Source organism: Balneola vulgaris DSM 17893 (assembly GCF_000375465.1).
Classification (GTDB): Bacteria; Bacteroidota; Rhodothermia; order Balneolales; family Balneolaceae; genus Balneola; species Balneola vulgaris.
On sequence record NZ_AQXH01000001.1, the window covers coordinates 59,972 to 84,340 of the forward strand.

Below are 24,369 nucleotides of genomic sequence, written 5' to 3' on the forward strand. Positions count from 1 at the left end.
AGGAGCTTACTTTGTAGTTAGTGATTCAATTTTATTAACTCGGCGTTCATGGCGACCACCTTCAAATTCAGTATCGAGCCAAGTTTTAATAATTTCTTCAAGCTGTTCTTTGCTCAATTCACGGCCTGGTAAACACATGATGTTTGCGTTATTATGAAGGCGTGTCATCTCAGCTACTTTTGCTGAATACACTAAACCAGCACGTACTTTTGGGTATTTATTTGCCGTCATACAAACACCTTGGCCACTGCCACAAACAATGATGCCTTGATCATACTCACCATTATTAACACGTTCGGAAACTTGTACAGCAAATTCAGGATAGTCTACAGAGTCTTCAGAATGAGTACCAAAATCGATGGGAGTCTGGCCTAAATTCTCTAGAATTTCTTTTACTTGTTCTTTAGCGGAATAACCTGCGTGATCGCTCGCAATTGGGATAATCATTAATCGTGATTTAAGGTGAGTAAAGAGACCCAAATATCTCTAAAAAATCACTTAGTTTAAAGCTTTTAAACAAACCAACTATATTTTTTAGTAGATACCAATATGCCACATTCATTACCCTACAAGAATGAACTAAAAATAGCGATGGAAGCAGCCGATATTGCTAGCAATATTATTCTAGATTATCGCAACTCAAAAGCATTTGATATAGAATTAAAGGGTAAAAATGATTTAGTAACCGATGCTGATGTAGCATCTGAGAAAGCAATCATCTCTCATATCTCAAAACAATTTCCAAATGATTCATTTTTAGCGGAAGAAACATCAAATGAATTAAGTTTGCCAAAAGGACGCGTTTGGATTATTGATCCGATTGATGGCACTACTAACTTCGCACACGGGTTTCCTGTGTTTTGTGTATCGATAGCATTGTGGGAGAATGGGCAACCAATTGTAGGCTTGGTAAAAGAAGTAGCTAAAGGAGAATTATTCTATGCTACAAAAGGAGGAGGGGCTTGGCTAGGTGAGCAAAGATTGAACGTCTCAAAATTAACCGATCCATCTCAGAGTTTATTAGGTACTGGTTTCCCTTACACCAGCTTCACTTATGTAGATGAGTATCTGTCATTGTTTAAGAGTTTGATGCAATCAACGCATGGTATTCGACGTCCTGGAGCTGCATCGTACGACTTATGCTGTGTAGCCGCTGGCCGTTTTGATGGTTTTTTTGAACTGGGATTAAGCCCATGGGATGTAGCAGCAGGTGCCCTCATTATACTAGAAGCAGGTGGAAGCTTAACTGACTGGGGCAAAGGGGATAACTGGTTGTTTGGTAAACAAATTATTGGTGGAAACGAAACTATGGTTCAATTTCTACAGCAACAAATTGATACTCACTTTTATAAGCTGAATACTTAATTATCGTTTAACTTTTGAACCAAGAAATACATCAAAATTATTGAGAGGTACGGGGCCGTTGTAATACTTAAAGGGTTCACCATACTCGAAACCTCCTAAATGGCCGAAGTAACGCGCCCTCGCTTCTACTTGCTTGAAGTAATCTTCACTAGAGATATAGGTCGCTGGTTCATCACCTTCATTGTGAACGTTAAACTGTGTGGCAAAAGCTAGAATAGATTCTTTCTTCTGTTGCCAAAAACCAGAGATGTCATAAATGAAATCATACTCAATGGGTCGATCTTGCATATAATGTAGTATATGAGATGGCCTCCAAGGCGATTGGGAAGAAGTTTCTATGTTCTTTAACCCACTATAAAAAAGACTATCAATTAACAAGTTGGTGGCTTTGATATGATCTGGATGGCGATCAAATGGAGCACCGATGAGGCAAACCTCGGGTTGAGTCTCTCGAACAACTTCAATCACTTTAAGTTGATTAGTACGTGTATTTTCAAGGATGGAATCTCCAAGGTTTAAATTCTTTCGGTAACTCAAACCAAGAATTTCTGATGCCTTAGCAGCTTCTTTGGCTCTAATTTCAACACTTCCTCTAGTCCCCATTTCACCTTGTGTGAGGTCTACAACGCCTACTTTTTTACCTTCGCTACTTAACGAACTTATAGTTCCACCAATATTTAATTCGGCGTCATCGGGGTGCGCAGCAAATACTAAAACGTCTAGTTTCATTGTAGAAAATTTAAAGTGGTGATTATTTTCAAAGAGAGTGCAACGTAATTAATTTACACCCGTAAAGGTCGCCGAACTTCATCAAAATGTCTATGAGAATATTTACTAGCCTCACCGAAGGACTTAGAATTGCATTTCGAGCTCTGAGTATCAACAAAGTACGATCTGTTTTAACGGCTCTTTGTATCATTATTGGAATTACGATGGTTACGGTTGTGGATGCCGTAACTACAGGAATGGATGAGACTTTTGATAGAAGTATGGCCATGTTAGGCACTAACGTGGTTTATATCGAAAAGTGGCCTTGGGATGATGATTTAGAATGGTGGGAGATCATGAATCGCCCTGAAATTGAATTATCGTATCGTGATTTTCTACAAGAGCGAAGTAAGTTAGCTTCTGAGATTTCAGCTTATGCTCAAAGAGGCACGAATATTAAGTACAAGGGGGAAACAGCCGAAAGGGTTGGGATTGTGGGTGCCACAGCAAATCATTTGTTAGTACAAGGAATGAACATTGTAAGGGGGCGGATGTTCACAGAGCAAGAAGTTCGAAATGTTAGTAAAGTAATTGTGCTTGGGCAATCGCTAGTAGATGGGCTATTTGAAGAGAATGAAGATCCTTTAGGGAAACAGGTTAAAATTAGAGGACGAAAGTTTACTGTTATTGGAGTGCTTGAAAAACAGGGAATGTTTTTAGGCTTAGGGGATGCCGACAACCAAGTAATCATACCGGTTAAAACATATGGTACTCTTTTTGGATTGAAAAATGATGTGCGATTAGGAGTGAAATTTCCCGATGAAGAAACATTTATTGACGGAGAATACGAAATTGAAGGTTTGATGCGCCAAGTGCGCCAACTGGATGCCGCAGAAGACAATGATTTTGCTATCAACAAACCTCAAGCTTTCGAGGAAGTTTTATCTCAGTTCAAAAACGGCTTGTATATGGGGGGCTTTGTGCTAGTAGGCTTGTCGTTATTAATTGGAGGGATCGGAATTATGAATATCATGTTTGTTTCCGTTCGTGAACGTACCAAAGAAATTGGGATACGAAAAGCTGTAGGAGCTAAATCATGGGAGATTCTCAGTCAATTTCTAATTGAGTCTGTTACTATCTGTGTGGCTGGAGGAGTAATTGGAGTGATAATTGCAGGTATTCTAACACTCATCATTGATCAATTTTTTACAGCAACTATGAATGTGAGTGTGGTGGCTTTTGCCTTTATACTTTGCTCACTGGTTGGAGTCATATTTGGTTTTATACCCGCATATAGAGCAGCAAAGTCGGATCCTATTGAATCACTAAGGTTTGAATAATGAATATTAAAGAAACGTTTTCACAGGCAACTGATTCTCTAAAGGCGAATAAAATTCGTTCGAGTCTTACACTTTTAGCTCTAGTAATAGGAGTATTCTCTGTAATTGTATCTACTACAGCCGTTGCTGTAATTGATAGCTTCTTTACCAACACGATGAGTATTCTTGGCACCGATGTAATAACGGTGCAGAAAAATCCAGCGGTGCAATTAGGTCCCGATGATGCAAGTAAGAGAAACCGTAAGAACATAAAGTTTGAAGATGCTGAAGAACTAGATGAACGAATGAATATTGGGGAGGGCATGAGTCCTGTGACCTCTTTTAGCTTCACAAAAGTATCTTTTAACAACGAAGAAACAGATCCTGATAAATCCATTCGTGGAGGTAATAGCGAGTATATAGCGAACAATGCATACAACTTAGAAGATGGAAGAAACTTCAACGAAGAAGACATTCAGTATGCTCGCAAAGTAGCTATAATCGGGAAAGACATTCAAACTGAGTTATTCAAAAGTGAATATCCGCTTCAGAAAACCATTCGTATAGATGGGCAGCCTTATACGGTGATTGGAGTTTTGGAATCGAAAGGGCAAATCATGGGGCAGTCGTTCGATGATTTTGTACTCATTCCCTATACCACGGGTATAAATGTGTACGGTGGAAATAGGGGAATTGGAATTCAATTGCGTGCTCCAGCTATAACTATGATGGAAGAGACGATAGATGAAGTTACAGGAATCATGCGGGTAATTCGTGGTGTATCTCCAGTAGATGATAATGACTTTGAAGTAGTGACCAACGATAGTTTAAGTGGCACCTTTGATGCTTTTACCTACATTCTTTATTTCGCTGGATTTGCTATCGGTGGTATAACCTTGTTAGGAGCTGGAATTGGTGTAATGAATATCATGCTGGTTTCTGTTACGGAACGAACGAAGGAAATTGGAGTAAGAAAAGCAGTAGGAGCCACTCGTAAGGCTATTGTGAATCAGTTTTTAATGGAAGCTGTATTCTTATGCCAGCTAGGTGGTGTTATTGGATTGATTGCCGGTATTGCAGCTGGAAACTATGTAGCTGTGTTAATCGACTCTGAACCTGTAATACCAATATGGTCGGTAGGCTTAAGCTTTTTTGGGATGCTAATTATTGGTCTAGTTTTTGGTGTATACCCAGCATTTAAAGCTTCAAAGCTTGATCCAATAGAGAGTTTACGCTACGAATAACTTTCCTTAAAGGAATGATTTACGCTTCGGTTCCTATTTACTATCTTAGTATCAAAAAAGGGCAAACCTATGAACGACGAAATCATTCGAAATCTAAACGACAAGTTAGATGTGGCTTTTGAAAGAGGCCGCGAAATGCTTGCTGATGAAGATATTCAGATGCGGATTCAAGAAATCCGCAACCAAGCTGAAGACACTGTACGTGCCAATCCCGTTAAGAGCGTACTCCTGGGCTTAGCCGTTGGTTTCTTAATTGGTAAAGCATTCACCTCAAACGAGGACTAACATGGATCAATTAGGGCAGCGTATCAAGCAAGTAACAAATGAGCTGAAAGAGTATGTAGAGACTCGCATTGAGTTATTGTTACTCAATGTGAGTGATAAGGCATCTCTTTGGGTAGGTAAACTTGTTCAGCAATTATTTGGTTACACCATATTGGGCACAGGCCTTCTGTTCTTGATGCTCGCCTTAAGTTTTTATTTAGGTGAATTACTTAATAACACCGCTCTCGGTTTTTGCATAGTGGGCGGGTTTGTGTTTTTAATAGGCCTGATTTTAGTACTATCCCAGCCTAAAAATCTTTCTCGCAAAATTCAGGCTCAAATTATGCATGATATCATCGATGCACTTGACTCAAAGAAAGAAGAACAACTCAAATATATTGCCGAAAAAACGGTAGAAGAGGAGCTAAACCATGGCAACTAAAGTATCTGACATAGAAAAGAAGAAGCAGGAATTAGAAAATCAGTTAGTTCGCATTCAAGAAGGTATCGATCGCTCTATCGATGATGTAAAGGATGAAGTGGTGGAATCACTCGATCCTAAAGAAATTATTAGAAAGTACCCACTGCATGTTGTAGGAGGAGCGCTCGTTGTAGGCTTTCTTCTAGCCCGCCCAAAAGGAAAGAACCGATATAGCAGTTCATCAGGAAGTTCTTTGATTGCCTCAGAAATCAAAAAAGCGATTACAAAAAAGGGTTTATCGCTGCTCACCGACTTCATAGATGGGAAAATAAATTCCCGCGAGAAATAAGAATACTTTTCGCCTAAGTAAGAAACGAAGGAAGTTCAAAAAAACTTCCATCTCATTGAAACTATCATTGAATGATTTCGTGGAAGCGAATCATCAACCAAATTGTATATTAAATGAAAAAGTTATTCTTACTGACGGCATTTGGAGCTTTATTTCTAATCAATTCTATTCAAGCTCAGGAGACGCGAACTATAACCTTACAAGAAGCTATCGATTTAGCTCTTGATAACAACTACTTACTTAAGCAAGCGGAGAACAATTTAGAATTATCCGACAAGCGCATTCTAAGTGAAAAAGCAGATTTCTTACCAAGCGTGTCTTCGAGTATGCGATACTCTAAAACAACTGGACGTCAGTTTGTACAGGAAACCCTTTCTTTTACCGACGTTACATCAAGTAGTACCAGCGGTAGTATCAGTGCAAACATGCCAATTTTTAATGGGTTCAATAATATTTTAACCCTACGTGCGAGTGAGTCGGGGCAGAACTCAAGTGAAGAAAACTTCAATCGTACACGTGAAAATGTAATTTTTGACACAGCCAGTAGATACCTTCGTGTATTATTGGACATGCAATTGCTTGAGGATGCTAGAGAGAATTTAGAAACTACCTTAAAGCAGTTAGATCAAACAAAAGCTCAAGTTGAAGTTGGTTCTCGTCCAAATGTGGATTTATACAACCAAGAAGCAACAGTTGCTAATGCAGAATTAACCATCACTCAACGTGAAAATGCATTAAAGCTATCGAAGCTACAGTTAGTGCGTTCCTTGCAAGTTGATCCTTTAGTTAACTACGAATTTGTAGTTCCTAACTTTGATCCAGAAGCGGTAAAGTCGTCGCCAGTAGCTAACTATGATGCACGTGACCTTATCGAAGAAGCTCTATTAAATAGATCGGATTTGAAGAGTGCTGAATACAACTTAGAGTCGTTGAAGTACCAGCTACAAATTGCAAAAGGAAGTCTACTTCCAACTGTAAGTGCCAATGCTTCTGTTTCTTCGGGTTATAGTGATCAATACCGTTTAGGTGGACAAGACGTAAGCTTCAGTGATCAGTTCTTTGATCAACGAGTTAATAAGTCGCTTGGGATTAGCTTATCACTACCAATTTTCAACAATTGGAACCGTATGTACAACATACAATCGTCGCAAGTAAGCTTAAAGAATGCTGAGCTTGGCTTAGAAAACACGAAGCTGCAAATCATTCAAGAAATTACACAAGCGTTTAATGACTTCACTTCATTAACAGCACAATTAGAAGCAGCAGAAAAATCACTTGTTGCCTCAGAAAGAGCCTTTGCTACTCAACAAGAGCGGTATAATGTAGGAGCGAGTACACTCATTGAATTGAGTCAAGCTCAAAACCAATACCTACAAGCACAATCATCAAGAACGAGTGCCCTTTACAATCTAATTTTCCAAGAAAAACTATTGGATTACTACTTAGGAAAGCTCACGGGTGAGGATGTAAGGTTCGACTAAACATTCATTTAGAGAATAATTAAAATTAATAAAACGGGATACTGAAATGGCCAAGAAAAAGTCATCGACTGGAAAGATTCTAACTTATTTAGGGGTTTTCTTAGTACTAATATTCGTAGTAGGCTTTGGCTTAAGAGCTGCTGGAATTATAGGGGGTGAAACCGAAGGGGTAATGGTTGAAACCACCAAAGCGAAATTAAAAACTATCACTCAGCTGGTATCAGCTTCTGGTAGAATACAGCCTGAAGTGGAAGTAATTATTCGTCCAGATGTATCGGGTGAAATCATTGAGTTAGCCGTTAAAGAAGGTGACTTCATTAACAAAGGTGACTTACTGGTTCGTATTAAACCAGATATTTATCAAGCTAGAATTGATGAGTTAACGGCCGCACTTCTTACTCAGAAAGCTAGACTTGAGCAAACGCGAGCTAGTTTGATTCAAGCTGAATCTGCATTCAAAAAGAATGAAGAGCTTTATAAGAAAGGCGTTATTTCAGAAATGGATTATGTGCAAAGTAAATCAAATTATGATGCACAAAAGGCGAGTTTAAAAGCTTCTGAATATCAAATTCAAAGTGCGGAAGCTCAGATTCGTAGAGCGGAAGAAGAGTTAGAGCAAACGGTAATTCGTGCCCCTCAAGATGGTACGGTTACAGGATTAACGGTTGAAGCCGGTGAGCGTGTTCTTGGGAACTCTCAAATGGCTGGTACGGAGATGATGCGTGTTTCATTACTAGATCGAATGGAAGTATTGGTTGAAGTAAACGAAAATGACATTGTTAATATCGACTTAAACGATACTACACGTATTGAAGTGGATGCATATCCTGAGCGTAGATTTGATGGTATTGTAACAGAAATTGCAAACTCTGCACGTGTAACAGGGGCAGGTTCTAACGAGCAAATCACAAACTATCAGGTGAAAGTTCGCATTGTTACCCCACATAACCTTGGTATGAGTGGTAGTAAATTGGTAAAAGACGAGATTGCTGAAAACCCAGCTGCTTCTTTTTCTCCAAACTTTAAGCCAGGAATGTCGGCTACCGTTGATATTGAAACAGAAACAGCTATCAATGTGGTATCTGTGCCTATTCAAGCCGTAACAGTGCGTGATTTTGCAAAAGATAGTAAATCAAGTGCTGGAAAATCTGGAGATGATAAAACAAATGATGACATTCAGTCGTCTAGTACTTCGGATGACGAACTGATTGTAAAGCAGGAAGACATCAGAAAAGTAGTATTTGTAGTGGAGGGTGGAGTAGCAAACCGTCGTGAGGTAGAAACCGGTATTAGTGATAACACACACATACAGATTCTTTCTGGAGTTCAAGCTGGCGATGAAATTGTAATCGGTAGTTATCGTACATTATCTAAGAACTTAAAAAATGAAGATAAAGTGAGTGTAGAGTCATCAAACACTGACGCATCTTAAAAGGGGCAATATGTCATCAAATGCTGTAATTCAGATTCGCGATCTAACTCGTTTCTACCAAATGGGTGAGACCTTAGTGAAGGCTTTAAATGGGGTATCACTTGAAGTAGACAAGAATGAGTATATCGCAATTATGGGGCCATCAGGTTCAGGTAAGTCGACCTTGATGAATATGATTGGGTGTTTAGATACCCCTACATCAGGCGAGTACATCTTGAACAACAATAAAGTTAGTGAAATGGATGACGCTGAGCTTGCTGAAGTTCGAAATCGTGAAATCGGTTTTGTATTTCAGACTTTCAACCTCTTGCCTAGAACTACTTGCTTAGCTAATGTTGAACTTCCACTTATTTATGCAGGTATTAAAGGTGCTGATCGGCGTGAAAGAGCTACCGATGTACTTACTAAGGTTGGCTTAGGCGATCGACTTGATCACAAGCCTAACGAATTATCTGGTGGTCAGCGTCAACGTGTGGCTATTGCACGAGCACTTGTTAACCGACCTTCTATTATCCTAGCGGATGAGCCAACGGGTAACTTAGATACCAAAACAGGTGATGAAATTATGCATTTGTTTGAAGAGCTTTATCGCCAAGGGAATACCATAATTTTGGTAACTCACGAGAATGAAATAGCAGAGTATTCTCGACGCATAGTTCGACTTCGTGATGGGGTTATCGAATCAGATCAGAAAGTGGAAAACCCTGTTCTAGCATAGAATTAGGCTAATGTATTTTAAATAAAAAAGGCACTTCCAAATGGAGTGCCTTTTTTGTTTTATCGATATCTAAGATTCGATTATCTAAAACTGATACCAACACCAGCGTTAGCAGTAAAGTAACTTGCTAAGGTAGCTTCACCATAGATAGCAAGAATTCCTAAGCGAAGTCTAAAACCACCTAATAGGTGCATGTTAGATTCGCTATCTATAGAAAATCCGAATGGATCAGTAACAACGTTATAATCTTGGGTAGGTGTGATTGGGTTAAAAGATTTAACCGGGTAGTCACCTTTCATATCAAGATCAAAAGTTGCTTGTTGGAAGCCTACACCAGCGTAAGCACTGATGAACGGAAGTGATTTACCAACTAACGCATTTACTACAAACGTATTCGTAGTAGTTTTTACTTGTTGATCGTCGAAATTAGGATTCGGGTTTGAACCTAAATTAGGGTCATTAGGGTCACGAGTACCAACTGGTTCTAAATTTAAATCAGCATTAGCTGTGATTTGGTTGAAACCAACCATTACAGAAATATCTACAGGTAGTAACTTGCCACCAGGAACATATTGCGATAGTTCATGCTTGATAGCACCACCAAGAATACTGATATCGCCGAAGTCGCTAATGTTAGTTTCAGGTAAGTAACGTACGGTTACATCTGTTTTCTTAATTAAGCCAATACTTGCTTGAACTATAGGAGCGGGCACATAATTGAAGCCCGTACCTTTTGGCATTCTGAATTCACCTAACTTATTTCTGTTTGGATCATTAGGGTCATCGAAGATTTCGAGTAGTGGTCCAGCTTTGTCTTCACCAGCAATAGTTGGGGCTATAGGGTCTTCGCCAGCGGCCACTCTGATTTTTTCTAAATCTAGAGTTGAGATGTCGAAGCTTTGATCGGTACTTGGTACCACCGCCACAGATGGACGAATCTGAATGCTGAATCCTAAAATCTTTTTAGGTGCTGCGCCTTCAGTAAAACCAGCATTTAAACCAGATCCAAAACCTGTTGGAAAAGGCTTTAAATATTCACGAGTTAATAACTCTGCATCTTTAGCACCTGCTTCTAAGAAGGCACCGATGTCACCAAATTGAGCTTTGGCAGGGGTAATGAGCAATACGCCAAGTACCAGAGTACTAAGTAGTGCTTTTATACCTTTATGGTAGCGTTTATTCATGGGATCTCCATTTTATTTTGATTTGTGCGTAATATCACGAATTATTTCAACACTATGAATACCCTCGAAGAGGTATTGGAATTTCTTAATCAACAAGAGATTCGAGCATATTCATATAAGATCGGTATCGGTTTGCATCAATTTCACCTGCTTCAAATGCTGCCATTACACCACATCCGGGCTCATGAACGTGAGTACAAGTATTAAATTTGCATACTTCTCGAGGTTCTAACATTTCGGGGAAATACAAAGATAACTCCCATGGTTCGATATTTACGAGTCCAAATTCCCGAATGCCAGGCGTATCCGCGAGATACCCACCAAAATAAAGTGGAATAAGGCGAGCATAGGTAGTGGTATGTTTACCCTTATTGGAGAAGTCAGATATTTCACCAATTTTGAAATCGTAGTCGGGATCAACCACATTTAATAAACTCGTTTTGCCTACACCCGATGGTCCGATGAATGCAGAGGTTTTCCCTTTCAATTTAGTCTGTAAGAATTCAATACTCTCTGGGTCTTCAATACTGGTTGGTATAACTTCATATCCGAGATCTTGATAAACGGCCGACACATCCGCCAAAAAGGCTTTATCGCCCTCGGTAGCTAAATCCATTTTGTTAACAATGATTGAAGGCTTCACTTCATAGGCCTCACAGGTAACTAAAAAACGGTCTATAAAGCCTTCATTAAGCTTTGGTTTACGAATGCTTTGAACCACAAAGGCATGGTCTAAGTTTGAAACGAGAATATGTTCGCCACGTTTACCATGTGTGGCTTGGCGGGTAAGGTAATTTTCACGTTCATGAATTTCAGTAATAGAACCCGTTTCATCTGAGTTGATATCCAGACTCACCCAATCGCCTACGGTAATAGGGTTGGTTACTTTTTTGTCTTCAAGTCGAAACTTACCGGGCAAACGACTTTTAATAATTTCGTTTCCTGTATCAACTTTATACCAGCTACCTGTAGATTCTATAACTCTGCCTTTTTTCATGCCCAATAATAAGAAACTAGTTGGGATAATGGCATTAAATAAACCATTAATACAATTAGGTACATAAAAGGACTAACTATGGAGTCATCAATTCCTGAATGACTTCTTTTGTTACCCGCTCGATATAGCTATTAATTTTCCAGTGCCCAGGACTCCATCCCTTTAAAAACCGATGGAAGTCGGCCCAAGCTACTTTATATAGTGAGCGCCATTCTTCTTCTAGGGCGTCATTTTTCGTTCCTAAGGCTTGATGTAGATAATTGAAATATGTGGTAAGGATTTGATCTTCCAACTGTTCACAGTCATCCTCGTGAAGGCAACTCCCAATAAAGTAGGCCACATCTTTCATCCCACAACCACCACCAACGTATTGGAAGTCAACACCTGCTACTGCTCCCTGTTCAGAAAAACAAAAATTAGCTAGCTTAGCATCACCATGAACAAAAGTTTTGTATATACAGCTATTTAGCTTTTTATCAATGAGGTGGGCAGCTTCTTTTAATGGAATGTCGGTTAACGCTTCAAGTTCATTAGGACGAGTATTTAAATGCCAATAGGTTCCAGTATCCCAAAGTCCAGCAGGTTTCTGATTTAGATAACTGGCATGAAATTGAGCCAACCACTTCAAACAAGCGGAAATTTCATCCCAACTCACATGTGTTTTTCGAAGATGGTAACCTGCTTCATTAAGATCTTCGAGAATCATAACCACCTGCCCATCCATGGTTTCTATCGCTAAACAATGGGGTAATCGAGCTGCACTTTCTCTACTGTAATGTTGGTACCAATTAGTTTCTACCTCATATGATTTCAACTTTCGATTATGGCCGATATCAGTATTCCAACCACGAGGATGTTGTTTTTTCGATGTTAATTGAACGTGTTTTACTACTACGCTATTTGATGTGGCACCTTTTAAGCCTACACGAAGAATCTTCCCATAGCCACTCCATAACTCTTGGATTATTTCCTGTTGAAGGATTGCCTTTGCGCCTGTAGCGTTTAGTATGATAGAGTTTAGTTGTTCGTCCATAAGCTCCAAAGATAAGGCATAGTAATTAGACTTTGCTAGAGAGGAATTGGAATATGGCTGGTCCATCGGGCGGATGTCCCGTCCGATGGATGGGTGAGGCCTGGAACTGAGTTGTTTGCCAGTGATGAGATAAAATAGCTCGTCATTCAACCACCCGACGGGCAATCCGTCGGATGGTTAAGAAATGGATGGAGAATTTGGCTAGTCCATCGGGCGGATGCCCCGTCCGATGGATGGTTGAGGGCTGGAACTGAGTTGTTTGCCAGTGTTGAGATAAAATAGCTGGTCATTCAACCACCCGACGGGCAATCCGTCGGATGGTCAACAAAGGGATGGAGAAAATGGCGAGTTCATCGGGCGGAGCCCCGTCCGATGGATGGTTGAGGGCGAGATCCGTGATGTTCGCCAGTGTTGAGATAAAATAGCTCGTTATTCAACCACCCGACGGGCAATCCGTCGGATGGTTAAGAAAGGGATGAAGAATATGGCAAGTCCATCGGGCGGATATTCCGACCGATGGATGGGAGAGGGCTAGATCCGTGATGTTCGCCAGTGTTGAGATAAAATAGCTGGTCATTCAACCACCCGACGAGCAATCCGTCGGATTGTTAACAAAGGGATGAAGAATATGGCTATTCCATCGGGCGGATGCCCCGTCCGATGGATGGGTGAGGCCTGGAACTGAGTTGTTTGCCAGTGATGAGATAAAATAGCTCGTTATTCAACCACCCGACGGGCAATCCGTCGGATGGTTAGCTAAGGAAGAAGCGGATGCCCCGTCCGATGGATGGGTGAGGGCTAGATCCGTGATGTTCGCCAGTGTTGAGATAAAATAGCTCGTTATTCAACCACCTGACGGGCAATCCGTCGGATGGTTTACTTAGGAAAGCAGAAGGCTAGGATTTGATTTCCCCATCCACCTTATCGAGCATCTCTTTGAGCTTCTTAGCCTGTTTAGCCATAGTTGTATTGGTTAACCAAATCCCAATTTTTAAGGAGTCGGTTTGGATAACGATACTCGAAAATTTATAACTATCGGCATCTGGAAAGAAGGGCACTCCATTTAAGAAGGTTGTAAATACTCGCATCCATACCGAAAGTCGGGGAAACCACACTCTATGTAATACTACAGATTGAATTTCTTGATAGGAGTAAAATCCAGAGTTTAATGCTGTTTCGGTATCATTTAGTTGAAAGCCGTGCTCCAAGAAATGAAATTCGATATTAGGCTTCTTTTTTAACAGGAGGGAGTTGCTCATGAGAAATAGCGTTGTTACTTGTACAAATTAGATAGTTAATCGTGGTGCAATAAACAAACGGTTGGTTCTAGGCGGGCATATATCTGGATAGGTACAAACCTTGTAATTTGAGGATTACAACGAGGTGAAGTAACTGTCTCCTAATAATTTAAGCCGATGACAATATGAAATGAATCAGCCTCGAGCGTTCAAATTTTATTTAGACTCAACATGTGCTTTGATGTCTTCTAGGTCTTTGAGGAGTGCTTTGTCCATAGATTTCATAATCATAGAACTCATTAATTTCGACATCACTTTAGCAAAAAAGGAAATAGCTTCTCCTGCAAAACTCATCGTTAATCTAGTTTGATCGCCTTCTTCCTGAATGGATAGTCGCGAGGTATAAATAGAACCATGGCTTTCAGCACGGGCTTGGTAAAATTCATTTTCAGCAAATGCCGTAATCCACATAGTTTCGGTAGATTCCTTTCCGAACATCACACGCGTTTCTTTCCACTTGAAGCCAAGTAGAGTGTCTTCAGGATTGTGTAATATTTCTAGGCTTTCGATGGCTTCAATATAATTTTGACAGTTTTCGAAGTCGGTAATAGCTTCCCAAACATCTTCTTTTGGCTTATTAATTAGAATCGATACTGAGGTCTCCATAGTGATACTCCATTTTTGAAAGCCAATTAACAGCATTTAGGAAGCATTTACAACTACTAAGATTTAACGAGGGTGTGATGGTAATTGCTCGAATTTCAGGCATAAAAAAACCCTGCTTAAATGAATAAGCAGGGCTTAATTTAGGTAATTAACTATTAGGTGGTTTGTTCATCGTGAACACCTTCACGTAGCTCTTCGAGCATCTTATCGTTAAAAGCAGGTAAGTCTTCAGGACTGCGACTAGTTGTAAGCCCTGCGTCTACTACTACTTCTTGGTTGAGCCAGCGAGCACCTGCATTTTCAATATCGGTTTTAATGGATGGATAAGAGGTGATCGTTCTACCTTCAAGTACACCTGCTTCAATGAGTATTTGGGGACCGTGGCAAATTGCGGCTACGGGTTTACCAGCGTCAAAGAATGCGCGTATAAAATTTAAGGCGTCTTCATTCATACGAAGTTGGTCGGGGTTTATAACTCCACCAGGTAGTAGTAATGAATCAAACTCTTCGGCTTTAGCATTTTCAAGCTTCACATCTACTTCAAATTCTCCACCCCATTTATCTGAATCCCAGCTACGGATAGTCTCGGCTGATGGCGCCACTAAAAATGTTTTTACACCGGCATTATCGAGTGCTTCTCTTGGATTGGTAAGTTCAATTTCTTCGAAACCGTTGGTAGCTAAAATGGCAACAGTTTTATTACTTAAGTCGGTATTCATCTTATTTAATCTCTTGAATTAATAGTTTGTAATTACACTATTTATAAGAGATGATTGGGGGCTTAGTTCCGACTTCTAAGAGATAAATAAAAAAAGCGAAGGAGGGAAGTCCTTCGCTTTTCTAAGTTACTTGTTCACGGTGACTTGTGAACTTCCAGCTCCATTTCCAGAAACTGTATTTTTATAAGCATCGCTTACTTTAAAGTATTCAGTAGGGTCGTTCATCGTCTCTTTCTCGAGCATCAGATCGAGCACTCCATCCATACGTTCTAGGTAATTTACTTTAAGATCACCGATTACATCTTGTTCGATTTCAGCGACGTCTTTCTCATTCTTTTTCGGTAACAATACCTGCGTGATACCTGCACGTTTTGCAGCCAATACTTTCTCTTTTATACCACCAACAGGAAGTACTAAACCACGTAGGGTAATTTCACCCGTAAGGGCTATTGTACCTTTAACCTTACGCTGTGTAAAGATTGAAGCAATAGCCGACATGAGTGAAACACCGGCTGATGGTCCATCTTTGGGTACAGCACCTGCAGGAACGTGAATATGTAGGTCCCAATACTTAAAGGCTTCCTCTGGAATTCCTATAGTTTCGGAATGAGCTTTGAGGTATGAAACAGCAAGCATGGCCGACTCTTTCATAACATCGCCAAGCTGACCTGTGATATTCAGTTTGCCAGAACCTTTTGAAACACTAGCCTCTATAAAGAGGATATCACCGCCGTATGGGGTCCAAGCTAGGCCTGTTGCCACACCAGGAACGGTTGTGCGTTCAGCAGCATCACTAAAAAACTTCTGTTTTCCTAGAAACTCTTCAATGTCGTCTACTTTCACATCAAAATTTTCGATTTCGCCAGCGGCAACTTTTGCAGCTACCCCACGGCTAACACCTGCTACTTGGCGTTCAAGGTTACGTACGCCCGATTCACGAGTATACTGGTCGATGATGCGTTCAATGGCATCGTCGTGGAAGCTAATTTGTTCTTCCTTCAAGCCATTTTCTTTTACCTGCTTTGGAATCAGATATTTTTTAGCAATCTGAGTTTTTTCCTCCAATGTGTACCCACTGATATCAATGATTTCCATTCGATCGCGTAGTGGGGCAGGGATAGTATCTAAACTGTTCGCTGTTGCGATAAAGAGTACTTTTGAAAGATCGTACTCGAGTTCGAGGTAATTGTCGCTGAAGGTATCGTTCTGCTCTGGATCTAAAACCTCAAGTAGGGCAGAGGTAGGGTCGCCGCGGTAGTCGGCACCAACCTTATCAATTTCATCGAGCATGATAACAGGGTTACCTTTTCCGGCTTTCTTCATAGAACGGATAATGCGACCTGGAAGGGCTCCTATATAAGTTCTTCTATGACCTCTGATCTCAGCCTCATCACGGATTCCACCTAAGCTGAAGCGCTCAAATTCACGATTTAAAGCACGAGCAATCGACTTACCTAACGATGTTTTACCAACACCCGGAGGGCCGTAAAAACAAAGGATAGGAGCCTTCATGTCTTGCTTTAACTTAAGAACGGCTAAGTATTCGATGATACGCTTCTTAACTTTTTCTAAGCCGTAATGGTCTTCATCTAAAACTTCCTTAGCGTATTTTAGGTCGAGTTTGTCTTCTGAATATTCATTCCAAGGAAGATCTAAAATCCATTCTAGATAGCTGTGTATGATTCCATAATTCGGAGATGAATTTGGCGTCATTTCAAGTCTACGAAGTTCCTTTTCTGCTTCTGTTTTAGCGTGCTCTGGAAGATCTTTGGTTTTTAGTTTCTCGCGCAGTTTTTCAATTTCTTGGTGTTCTGCATCTTCGCCAAGTTCTTCTTGAATGGCCTTCATCTGTTGGCGTAAGTAGAACTCACGCTGTTGGTCATCGATATCCGATTTCACTTTAGTTCGGATTTTTTCGCTCATGTCCAACACTTGAACTTCTTGCTCCAGAAACTCCATCACCCTCTTTAGGTTTTCAGAGAAGTTTTGGATTTCGAGCAATTCTTGCTTCTTATTGATACCAACATTTAAGTTAGATGAAATGAAATTCAATAGAAACGATGGACTATTGATGTTGTTCACCGCTATGGTCGCCTCTGTTGGAATGTTTGGCGACAGGTTTATAATTCGAGTTGCGGTCTCCTTGATATTGCGAATGGATGCATCTAATTCAACGCCTTGGATATCCATTTCTTTAGGATAGCTTTTCACCTTGGCTTTGAAATAAGGATCACTTTGTGTGAATTCTTCTACTTCGAACGCTGACTTTCCTTGAATGACGATGCTCTTGCTACCATCAGGCATTTTAATCAGCTTGATGATACGAGCCATAGTACCTACGGTATGTAAATCAGATGCTTCGGGTTCTTCAACATCTTCATCTTTTTGGGTAACAACACCGATTATCTTATCACCGGCATAGGCTTCTTTTACGAGTGCTAATGAGCGATCTCTACCTACAGTAATAGGAACAACAACACCTGGAAATAACACGGTGTTTTTTAGAGGTAGAATAGGAAGCGACTCAGGGATTACAGATTCCGTGAGTTCACGCTCTTCCTCTTCAGACATCAGTGGAATAGCTTGTTCAAAATCATCAAACCCATGATCTGATTCGTCTAAGCGTTCAAAAATATTAAATCGGTCTTTCATAAAAGGGATTATCTCAAAATTTCTTTATTGGTATGCACATGGCAAATACAGAGCCAAACTATAGGCAAACACAAACCGTCATAGTTTTATGGAGAATGTCAGGCTGGTCGGGCAAACTGTCAGTTTAACTTCTCTAACTCTATAAATGAAACTGTAAAGCCGCTACGCCAATTCCCGAGGTATAAGTGCCATTCGTAAAAGCTCTCGCTGATACGCCCGCGGATAATGACAAGTCCCACTTCTTAGTTTCAATGGCTGTACCCACATTAAATGAGCCCGGGAGTCCTGGAATTATTTGTATTCCACCTCGAAGAGGTAAGAACTTAATGGGACGTAACTCCATACCTACTGAAGTTACTAATTTTGTTGTATTAAATGCATTATTTGATAAGCCTACACTGAAATCGCCCATCATTTTAATGCGATTTAATTCCAACATGATGCCGGTATTTACAGCCGTAGGTAACATCGTTGAAAAATATTCTTCTGAATAATCAAAGGTATTGAAGGGATTAGTGTTGCTTTGATTCACTAAGTAGTTTAAGTATTGGCCTGGAGCCCCAACAAACATTTCAGTGGCTTCATCGGTTGCATAATGTGAACTTGATGAACCTGAACTTGGACTTGTAGTAATAGTGGTATTTTGGCTTTGCTCATCGTATACAATGCCTTGTTTGTTGTATTTCACAAATCCGATGTCGGTAATTGAAAATGAAACACGAAGTGATTTTCGCGTCTGTTCAACTCGATCATTTAAAGTAGAGAAATCACTTCCGAAGGTAAGTAAATAAGTAAAGCCTACATCTAGCCCTACACCATAGCCATATACATTTTGAATCTCATTCTTAAGTGAAGGTAAAAGATTTGTAGTAGCGTTATCAGCAGGTTCACCTTCCAAATATGCCTTAGTTACGTCTGAGATACTGCCTACCGCTCTACATGAAAATGTCTGGGAGCGATTTACATCATCTGAAGTAGCCGCTTTGTTGTAAGTGTTTTTCCACTCAGCATTTTGATAGGCACCAGCTATGATAAATTTGGGGGCAATACCAATCATAAAACGATCTAGGCGCGAACTGAGGCCGTTAAAAAGAGGAAGTGTTTCAGCATAGCCAAAGGAAATCTCGTGGAGGATCTGATAGTCGTGATTCAACGATTGATTCCACATAGATACATTATCGCGGACAACAGGTTGGCTTGTATACCAATTTCTTCCGGTGCCTATGGTTGAACCCACTCTACTTCGCATTGCGATAGAGTATGCTTTATCACTACGCTTCCAGCTTAGGCCAAAAAGTGTAGACTGCATATTGGCTTGATGAACCGATAGAAGGCGCTCTCTTTTGTAATGATCTTCTATGATATCACGCTTTTCAGTCATGCTAACATCATAGCTGCCTTCGTCATAATTCTCGAAATAGAGCCGGTAGTTATCGAGTTGGTTAAATAAGTTTTCGTGATTCCGAACAGCGTTGAAGGAGGTGGTAGTAGAGAATAATCCAATGTCGATAGATCTCTTGCGATCTTTTATCAACAGGTTTGCAGGATTAATGAAATTGGCATTGTAATCGGTGATATAGGTCACACCGCCGCCACCCAAAGCCATATTCTGAGGTGTAACTACAGGCTGTGCTATAGTTGCACACCATGCTAGTGTGCTAAGTAAGAGCGTAAATAACAATGTCCTCATAAATCGAATGCCGTCTGTCTGTAAAACTGTACTAACCTATAACCTGTAATGGGGCTGCTTTAAGCATTAATTTCTTTTGCCCTCTGGATTTAAAAAATACAACAACTTTGGTGTCCAATCCTAATCCAGACCTACTAACGATTTTACCTACTCCAAATTTTGCATGTTCTACAACCGCACCAACTTGAAAGGGATCTTCGCCATCGCTGTAATCATATTGAATGGTACTACCTGAGGCTGACTTGTAAGTCTTTTTGCTGATAGGTTGTTCCCAGTCATATTCAACTTGGGTTCCGGATGAGGTAGTTGATTTTGGTGGTTCGTCGTTTAATGTAAAGCGATCTTGTCGCTGTGAGATGGTAGCACCTGTTTCTGTACGAACTACACCAGCATCTACTTCATCAATAAAGCGAGAACGTATTTGACGCTGTTCTTCCCCAAACTTATAGCGGTTTCTACAATGGCTGAAATACAAGCGCTCTTCTGCCCGAGTGATAGCTACATAAAAAAGTCGACGTTCTTCTTCGATGTCGGCTTCAAATCCTTCACGGCCACCAACAGGGAATAAATTTTCTTCCATGCCTACAACAAATACACATGGGAATTCAAGTCCTTTTGAGGCGTGCACAGTCATTAAGGTGATTGCTGGTTTATTCTCATCAAATTTATCACCATCAGTGATTAAGCTAATTTCTTGGAGGAATGCACTGAGAGAGGCTTTTTTAGCACCTTTTTCGTAATAAGCGATGGCATTCTGGAATTCAAGAATGTTCTCGCGCCTCATCATCGACTCTTGCGAGTTTTCTTCCACTAATGCTTTCATATACCCCGATTGCTCAAGCACATTACGAGTGGCATCGGTAAGGCCAGCACCATTTTCTAAGTCAGAACGCAATCGATGAATCATATTCACAAATTCACGAATACGAACCTTGGCAGGCTTATAAACACTTGTGGATTCTACTTCTTGTAAGATCGACCATACACTTTGACCTGTATTTCGAGCTTCGGCACGCAGATCTTGGATGCTTTTGTTGCCTATGCCACGAGATGGTTCATTGATGATTCGAATTAGATTCGTTTCATCATGTGGATTTACCAATAGTGTGAGGTAGGCTATAACGTCTTTGATTTCTTTCCGTTGGTAGAAGGATAAACCACCCACAAGTTGATAGGTGAGGCTTTTTCGACGTAAGGCTTCTTCAAATACGCGCGACTGATAGTTCGTTCGATACAGAATGGCGAAATCGTTATTTTTGTAGCCATGCCTCATCTTCAAATTGATGATATGATCGGCCACACGATTCGCCTCATCACGTTCATCAAAATTGTCTAAAAGAGTAATGGGATCCCCGTAATTCTTTTCCGTCCACAGGGTTTTATCTAATTGCTTGCTGTTCTTTTTGATGATGGAATCAGCACATTGTAGAATAGACTTTGTAGAGCGATAGTTTTGTTCTAAGGGAATCTGAGTGGCATTCTCATAATCTTCTTGGAAGTTTAGAATGTTAGAAATATCAGCGCCTCTGAAACTGTAAATACTCTGAGCATCATCACCTACCACACAGATATTTTTGAATTTATCTGCCAGCATTTTAGTCACTTTATACTGGGCATGATTGGTATCTTGATACTCATCAATCATGATGTACTTAAAGCGATCTTGATAGGCCTCTAATACCTCTGGATGGTTTTCAAATAGCTCAATAGGTTTCACTAGCAGGTCATCGAAATCCATGGCGTTGCTCTGCTTCAAACGCTTGATGTAAATCTGATATACCTTAGCTGTGATGTCGTCGAGGGTGCTGCTTACAAAACGATGCTGAAACTGATCTGGAGAGATTAACTGGTTTTTTGCATCACTGATTTTATTTCGAATCGTTTTTGGTTTAATCTCTTTAGGATCAAAATTAAGCTCTTGAAGAATGAGCTTTATCACCGTTTCAGAATCACTGGTATCGTAGATGGTGAAGTCTTTGCCGTACCCTAGTTTGTCGGCTTCAAAACGCAATATCTTCGAGAAGATAGAGTGGAAGGTACCCATCCATAACTTCTGTGCTTTATCACCAATTAAATCTTTGATACGCTCTTTCATTTCTCGAGCGGCTTTGTTGGTGAAGGTAAGGGCTAAAATCTCATTGGGGGCTGCTTTAAACTGCTGAAGCAGGTAAGCAATTCGAAAGGTAAGTACACGTGTTTTACCACTACCTGCACCTGCAATTATAAGCAATGGGCCGTCGGTATGAGTTACTGCTTTATGCTGTTGCTCGTTAAGCCCTTTAAGGAAATCAGGGGTTGCTTTAGGTGTCTCTGGTTGTAGTGAAAAGGTCTTCAATCCAACGTGGTTTAAGTGATCAATTTGCTTGAAGTGTTAGTTCATTGAACCACCTTCATATATACCAAAGTTTGGGAAGAAGGAGCGCCTATGTGAAAGATTCATTTACTCATAGCGGGTCAAAAACTAAGTTTAGAATATAGGAAGAATAATAGAGTATTGAGGGAGTAGATTTTTGAATTTTTAAGAAGGTACTTATCCCTAGTTAGTGGCAATATTGGTGCTACAATGATATTTCTGTTGTTTGTCACTTCGTGTGAAATGAGAAGTCTAAAGATCTAATAAAAAAGCTATCATTCTTGTAGATGTTGGGTATTTCGTTGACATTTTCCCTCGTTCCCAACGTCCTCATTGGGAATGCATTCTAGAAGCCCCAGCTTCGCATATGGCGATGCTATCTCTTAATTTTACCCACCCATATAATAACGACGTCATCCTGAACAGCTGTCCGCCAGCTGGCGGACAGGATCTTAAGTTGGCTATGATTACTCTTACAAACGATTCTCTTCCCCTTTTGTGTGGACAAAAGGGGAGCAAAAGCCACCGGCAGGAATTTATTCGGGCCTTCCTTAGCCGCGCCAGGCACAACATGCAATTCCTCACCCGACAGTTGTCGTGTTCGGCGCATGTTCTGCTTCTCTGTCGCTATGCGAAATGAAGGCAACTCCTGCTCAACTCCAACGCCGGAGATGGTTGGAGGTGTTTAAGTTAATTCATCTACAACGATTCTCAATTTTGCTGTCATTCTGAGTAGGAAAGGCTGCATTGAGGCTGAAGGGTGTTAACACGAAGAATCTCAAATAAGAGAACTACTCATAGCTAGTTCATAGCTTGAGACTCTTTGCAACCGATTGACTTTATTCCCAAAGTCCACGTTGGGAATGTTAGAGATAAGCTCCAGCTTCGTAAACAACGATGTTATTTCACTAATTTACCCACCCAAATTATAACGACGTCATCCTGAACAGCGGAACGCAGTGAAGCGTGATTCAGGATCTTAAGCTGGCTAGAATTGTGTGATAGGATTGGGTCACGGAGCGTTGAGAAAAGTCTAAGCATTTCAAAAATGTTTCCCTTACAGATCCTGAATCAAGTTCAGGATGACGAAATTAATTAATAGTGTCATCCTAAGCGATAGCGCAGGATCTTAGGGGATAAGAGGTGGGGCATTATTATATTGTATTGATATATATCAAGGGACATAGGGAAGTTGTTCACATCATTAAATAGATTGTTAATTCCCAACACCCAACAAAGGGCGTCATCCTTGTAAGGGTTATGACCCTCTATAAGGATATTTGAGGATACATAAACTTAGTGGTTGTAATTCAAGCTGTATACTCTTTAATTCAGTAATTAACGTATATACAACAACTTATGCGCTTTATTACAACCGTACTTTTTTGGTGCTTACTGCCTTTGCTATTGTACAGCCAGAATGCCCGAATAGAGTTCACTTTTGAGAAGAACTTAGAATTAGGGTCAGAAAATGACCCAGAGTATCTATTTGCAATGCCCACAATAGTAGTAGCAAATTCCGAGGGTGATATCTATGTGGCAGATGAACGACAAGGTTCCGTCTTAGTTTTTGATAAAGAGGGTTCGTATATAAAATCTATTGGTAATAAAGGGAGAGGACCTGGAGAATTTTCAAAGATTAGTGAGATGGCAATTTTGCCAAATGATGAAGTTTTGGTATTTGATTTCTTTCAGAGAAGATTTACTACGTTTAGTAACAAAGGAGAAGTACTAGAAACGAAAGTACTCCCTAAAGATGTGTATATGTACCCAGACTACTTGATGTATATGGGTGAGAATAAAATTCTTTCTTACAATCGGTTAATGGAGGGTGTAAGAAAGCAGATACCTCCGGAAAAAGATTTTTTGATGCATGAAGTATCACTGAATGATTTTAAGGTTGTACAAAGCTTTGTGCCAATTATACATACAATAGATGTCAATAAAGATTTTGAAAGGTATTTTGAAGGGAAATTTTATAAAGGTTTAATCACTTATAGAGATAATATATTAACCTTAGCTCCTTTTTTTTATAGAGGTAAAATTTTACAATACAAAAAAACAAATGGGGCTTGGAAATTGAAGAAGGTGTTTGAAGGATATCGGGAAACAGAGAGAGTTTATGTTGAATATGAAAATCCCAGAGAAGTAATTGGAAAAGGAATGGCATCAAATCCTAAACAATATGGGCCCTTGGCGGGAATAATGAAGAACGAGAGTCTAGGTATATTTCAAAAGCAAAACGGAGACTATTTACATTTAGGTTTATTAGAGATAGGTGATGGCCAAAAGCTGTATGTGAATCTATTTGATGAACAGGGGGAATTAAAAGCTCACGGTCCGGTGACCAACTTACACCCCGGAATTCAAAAGAATGACTTTTATCGCCGAATGAGATTCTACTGGATGGATGAGCAAGACCAGTTATATGTGATTGATGGGGCGGAAGATGGATTTTACGTGTATCGTGGTACCATTGAGTTGAAGGAATAGGGTAAGGTTTACCCTCATTCCCAACGTCCTCATTGGGAATGCA

Annotated in this window: 21 protein-coding genes; 10 read left to right on the forward strand and 11 right to left on the reverse strand. The window is 40.2% G+C overall.

All coding sequences use genetic code 11. The features are described from left to right. Window positions 1-6: 6 nt before the first annotated feature. Window positions 7-447, reverse strand: coding sequence for a ribose 5-phosphate isomerase B (rpiB, locus tag B155_RS0100290; protein ID WP_018126224.1), 441 nt, complete (start codon window positions 445-447; stop codon window positions 7-9). Between the two features lie 102 nt (window positions 448-549). Here rpiB and B155_RS0100295 point away from each other — a divergent pair, with 102 nt between their 5' ends. Further along, a complete protein-coding gene (locus B155_RS0100295; protein ID WP_018126225.1) occupies window positions 550-1,365 on the forward strand; it encodes an inositol monophosphatase family protein in 816 nt (271 codons plus the stop codon). On the opposite strand, the gene bshB1 is transcribed toward B155_RS0100295, so the two are convergent. Then, entirely contained in the window at window positions 1,366-2,094 is a 729-nt protein-coding gene (bshB1, locus tag B155_RS0100300; protein ID WP_018126226.1) for a bacillithiol biosynthesis deacetylase BshB1, read from the reverse strand. A 92-nt stretch (window positions 2,095-2,186) separates the two neighbouring features. Between bshB1 and B155_RS0100305 the strand changes: the two genes are divergently transcribed. From B155_RS0100305 to B155_RS0100340, 8 genes are all read left to right on the forward strand, one after another. After that, window positions 2,187-3,413: an ABC transporter permease gene (locus tag B155_RS0100305; protein WP_157464687.1), complete on the forward strand. Its 1,227-nt coding sequence runs from the start codon at window positions 2,187-2,189 to the stop codon at window positions 3,411-3,413. Continuing rightward, window positions 3,413-4,636, forward strand: a complete 1,224-nt coding sequence (locus B155_RS0100310) for an ABC transporter permease (protein ID WP_018126228.1) — start codon at window positions 3,413-3,415, stop codon at window positions 4,634-4,636. Before B155_RS0100305 ends, B155_RS0100310 begins: the two co-directional genes overlap by 1 nt. Window positions 4,637-4,705: 69 nt before the next feature. Continuing rightward, entirely contained in the window at window positions 4,706-4,921 is a 216-nt protein-coding gene (locus B155_RS0100315; RefSeq protein ID WP_018126229.1) for a hypothetical protein, read from the forward strand. Between the two features lies 1 nt (window position 4,922). Further along, window positions 4,923-5,342: a phage holin family protein gene (locus B155_RS12705; protein WP_018126230.1), complete on the forward strand. Its 420-nt coding sequence runs from the start codon at window positions 4,923-4,925 to the stop codon at window positions 5,340-5,342. After that, on the forward strand, window positions 5,332-5,670 hold the full coding sequence (locus tag B155_RS0100325; RefSeq protein WP_018126231.1) for a hypothetical protein: 339 nt from the start codon (window positions 5,332-5,334) through the stop codon (window positions 5,668-5,670). The genes B155_RS12705 and B155_RS0100325 overlap by 11 nt, the downstream gene beginning before the upstream one ends. Before the next feature lie 113 nt (window positions 5,671-5,783). Further along, on the forward strand, window positions 5,784-7,151 hold the full coding sequence (locus B155_RS0100330) for a TolC family protein (protein WP_018126232.1): 1,368 nt from the start codon (window positions 5,784-5,786) through the stop codon (window positions 7,149-7,151). A gap of 46 nt (window positions 7,152-7,197) precedes the next feature. Then, window positions 7,198-8,583, forward strand: coding sequence for an efflux RND transporter periplasmic adaptor subunit (locus B155_RS0100335; protein WP_018126233.1), 1,386 nt, complete (start codon window positions 7,198-7,200; stop codon window positions 8,581-8,583). 10 nt (window positions 8,584-8,593) lie between these two features. Then, complete coding sequence (locus tag B155_RS0100340; RefSeq protein ID WP_018126234.1) at window positions 8,594-9,301, forward strand: ABC transporter ATP-binding protein; 708 nt, start codon at window positions 8,594-8,596, stop codon at window positions 9,299-9,301. An 80-nt stretch (window positions 9,302-9,381) separates the two neighbouring features. Here the strand turns inward: B155_RS0100340 and B155_RS0100345 are convergent, their stop codons facing one another. From B155_RS0100345 to B155_RS0100385, 9 genes are all read right to left on the reverse strand, one after another. Continuing rightward, window positions 9,382-10,485: a DUF6588 family protein gene (locus tag B155_RS0100345; protein ID WP_018126235.1), complete on the reverse strand. Its 1,104-nt coding sequence runs from the start codon at window positions 10,483-10,485 to the stop codon at window positions 9,382-9,384. Window positions 10,486-10,570: 85 nt separating this feature from the next. Continuing rightward, window positions 10,571-11,482: a ribosome small subunit-dependent GTPase A gene (gene rsgA / locus B155_RS0100350; protein WP_018126236.1), complete on the reverse strand. Its 912-nt coding sequence runs from the start codon at window positions 11,480-11,482 to the stop codon at window positions 10,571-10,573. A gap of 76 nt (window positions 11,483-11,558) precedes the next feature. After that, entirely contained in the window at window positions 11,559-12,515 is a 957-nt protein-coding gene (locus tag B155_RS0100355; protein WP_018126237.1) for an oxidoreductase family protein, read from the reverse strand. Window positions 12,516-13,411: 896 nt separating this feature from the next. Then, the gene (locus B155_RS0100360; RefSeq protein WP_018126238.1) at window positions 13,412-13,774 is read right to left on the reverse strand and encodes a hypothetical protein; all 363 of its coding nucleotides are present in this window, start codon (window positions 13,772-13,774) and stop codon (window positions 13,412-13,414) included. A gap of 195 nt (window positions 13,775-13,969) precedes the next feature. Beyond that, window positions 13,970-14,419, reverse strand: a complete 450-nt coding sequence (locus B155_RS0100365) for an SRPBCC family protein (RefSeq protein WP_026167111.1) — start codon at window positions 14,417-14,419, stop codon at window positions 13,970-13,972. Between the two features lie 155 nt (window positions 14,420-14,574). Next, the gene (locus B155_RS0100370) at window positions 14,575-15,138 is read right to left on the reverse strand and encodes a type 1 glutamine amidotransferase domain-containing protein (RefSeq protein ID WP_018126240.1); all 564 of its coding nucleotides are present in this window, start codon (window positions 15,136-15,138) and stop codon (window positions 14,575-14,577) included. Window positions 15,139-15,264: 126 nt separating this feature from the next. Then, the gene (gene lon, locus B155_RS0100375) at window positions 15,265-17,790 is read right to left on the reverse strand and encodes an endopeptidase La (RefSeq protein ID WP_018126241.1); all 2,526 of its coding nucleotides are present in this window, start codon (window positions 17,788-17,790) and stop codon (window positions 15,265-15,267) included. 139 nt (window positions 17,791-17,929) lie between these two features. Beyond that, the gene (locus tag B155_RS0100380) at window positions 17,930-19,471 is read right to left on the reverse strand and encodes a DUF5723 family protein (RefSeq protein WP_018126242.1); all 1,542 of its coding nucleotides are present in this window, start codon (window positions 19,469-19,471) and stop codon (window positions 17,930-17,932) included. A gap of 40 nt (window positions 19,472-19,511) precedes the next feature. Continuing rightward, the gene (locus tag B155_RS0100385) at window positions 19,512-21,815 is read right to left on the reverse strand and encodes an ATP-dependent helicase (RefSeq protein ID WP_018126243.1); all 2,304 of its coding nucleotides are present in this window, start codon (window positions 21,813-21,815) and stop codon (window positions 19,512-19,514) included. 1,512 nt (window positions 21,816-23,327) lie between these two features. Between B155_RS0100385 and B155_RS0100395 the strand changes: the two genes are divergently transcribed. Beyond that, window positions 23,328-24,326, forward strand: coding sequence for a 6-bladed beta-propeller (locus B155_RS0100395; protein WP_276130742.1), 999 nt, complete (start codon window positions 23,328-23,330; stop codon window positions 24,324-24,326). Window positions 24,327-24,369 lie beyond the last annotated feature (43 nt).

Coding starts and splice junctions, on each gene's coding strand:
- B155_RS0100365 (WP_026167111.1), bottom strand. CDS start 14,419: ATGGAGACCTCAGTATCGATTCTAATTAATAAGCCAAAAGAAGATGTT.
- B155_RS0100340 (WP_018126234.1), top strand. CDS start 8,594: ATGTCATCAAATGCTGTAATTCAGATTCGCGATCTAACTCGTTTCTAC.
- rsgA (WP_018126236.1), bottom strand. CDS start 11,482: ATGAAAAAAGGCAGAGTTATAGAATCTACAGGTAGCTGGTATAAAGTT.
- B155_RS0100395 (WP_276130742.1), top strand. CDS start 23,328: ATGCCCACAATAGTAGTAGCAAATTCCGAGGGTGATATCTATGTGGCA.
- B155_RS0100370 (WP_018126240.1), bottom strand. CDS start 15,138: ATGAATACCGACTTAAGTAATAAAACTGTTGCCATTTTAGCTACCAAC.
- B155_RS12705 (WP_018126230.1), top strand. CDS start 4,923: ATGGATCAATTAGGGCAGCGTATCAAGCAAGTAACAAATGAGCTGAAA.
- bshB1 (WP_018126226.1), bottom strand. CDS start 2,094: ATGAAACTAGACGTTTTAGTATTTGCTGCGCACCCCGATGACGCCGAA.
- B155_RS0100295 (WP_018126225.1), top strand. CDS start 550: ATGCCACATTCATTACCCTACAAGAATGAACTAAAAATAGCGATGGAA.
- B155_RS0100305 (WP_157464687.1), top strand. CDS start 2,187: ATGAGAATATTTACTAGCCTCACCGAAGGACTTAGAATTGCATTTCGA.
- lon (WP_018126241.1), bottom strand. CDS start 17,790: ATGAAAGACCGATTTAATATTTTTGAACGCTTAGACGAATCAGATCAT.
- B155_RS0100335 (WP_018126233.1), top strand. CDS start 7,198: ATGGCCAAGAAAAAGTCATCGACTGGAAAGATTCTAACTTATTTAGGG.
- B155_RS0100330 (WP_018126232.1), top strand. CDS start 5,784: ATGAAAAAGTTATTCTTACTGACGGCATTTGGAGCTTTATTTCTAATC.
- B155_RS0100310 (WP_018126228.1), top strand. CDS start 3,413: ATGAATATTAAAGAAACGTTTTCACAGGCAACTGATTCTCTAAAGGCG.
- B155_RS0100345 (WP_018126235.1), bottom strand. CDS start 10,485: ATGAATAAACGCTACCATAAAGGTATAAAAGCACTACTTAGTACTCTG.
- B155_RS0100325 (WP_018126231.1), top strand. CDS start 5,332: ATGGCAACTAAAGTATCTGACATAGAAAAGAAGAAGCAGGAATTAGAA.
- B155_RS0100355 (WP_018126237.1), bottom strand. CDS start 12,515: ATGGACGAACAACTAAACTCTATCATACTAAACGCTACAGGCGCAAAG.
- B155_RS0100360 (WP_018126238.1), bottom strand. CDS start 13,774: ATGAGCAACTCCCTCCTGTTAAAAAAGAAGCCTAATATCGAATTTCAT.
- B155_RS0100315 (WP_018126229.1), top strand. CDS start 4,706: ATGAACGACGAAATCATTCGAAATCTAAACGACAAGTTAGATGTGGCT.
- rpiB (WP_018126224.1), bottom strand. CDS start 447: ATGATTATCCCAATTGCGAGCGATCACGCAGGTTATTCCGCTAAAGAA.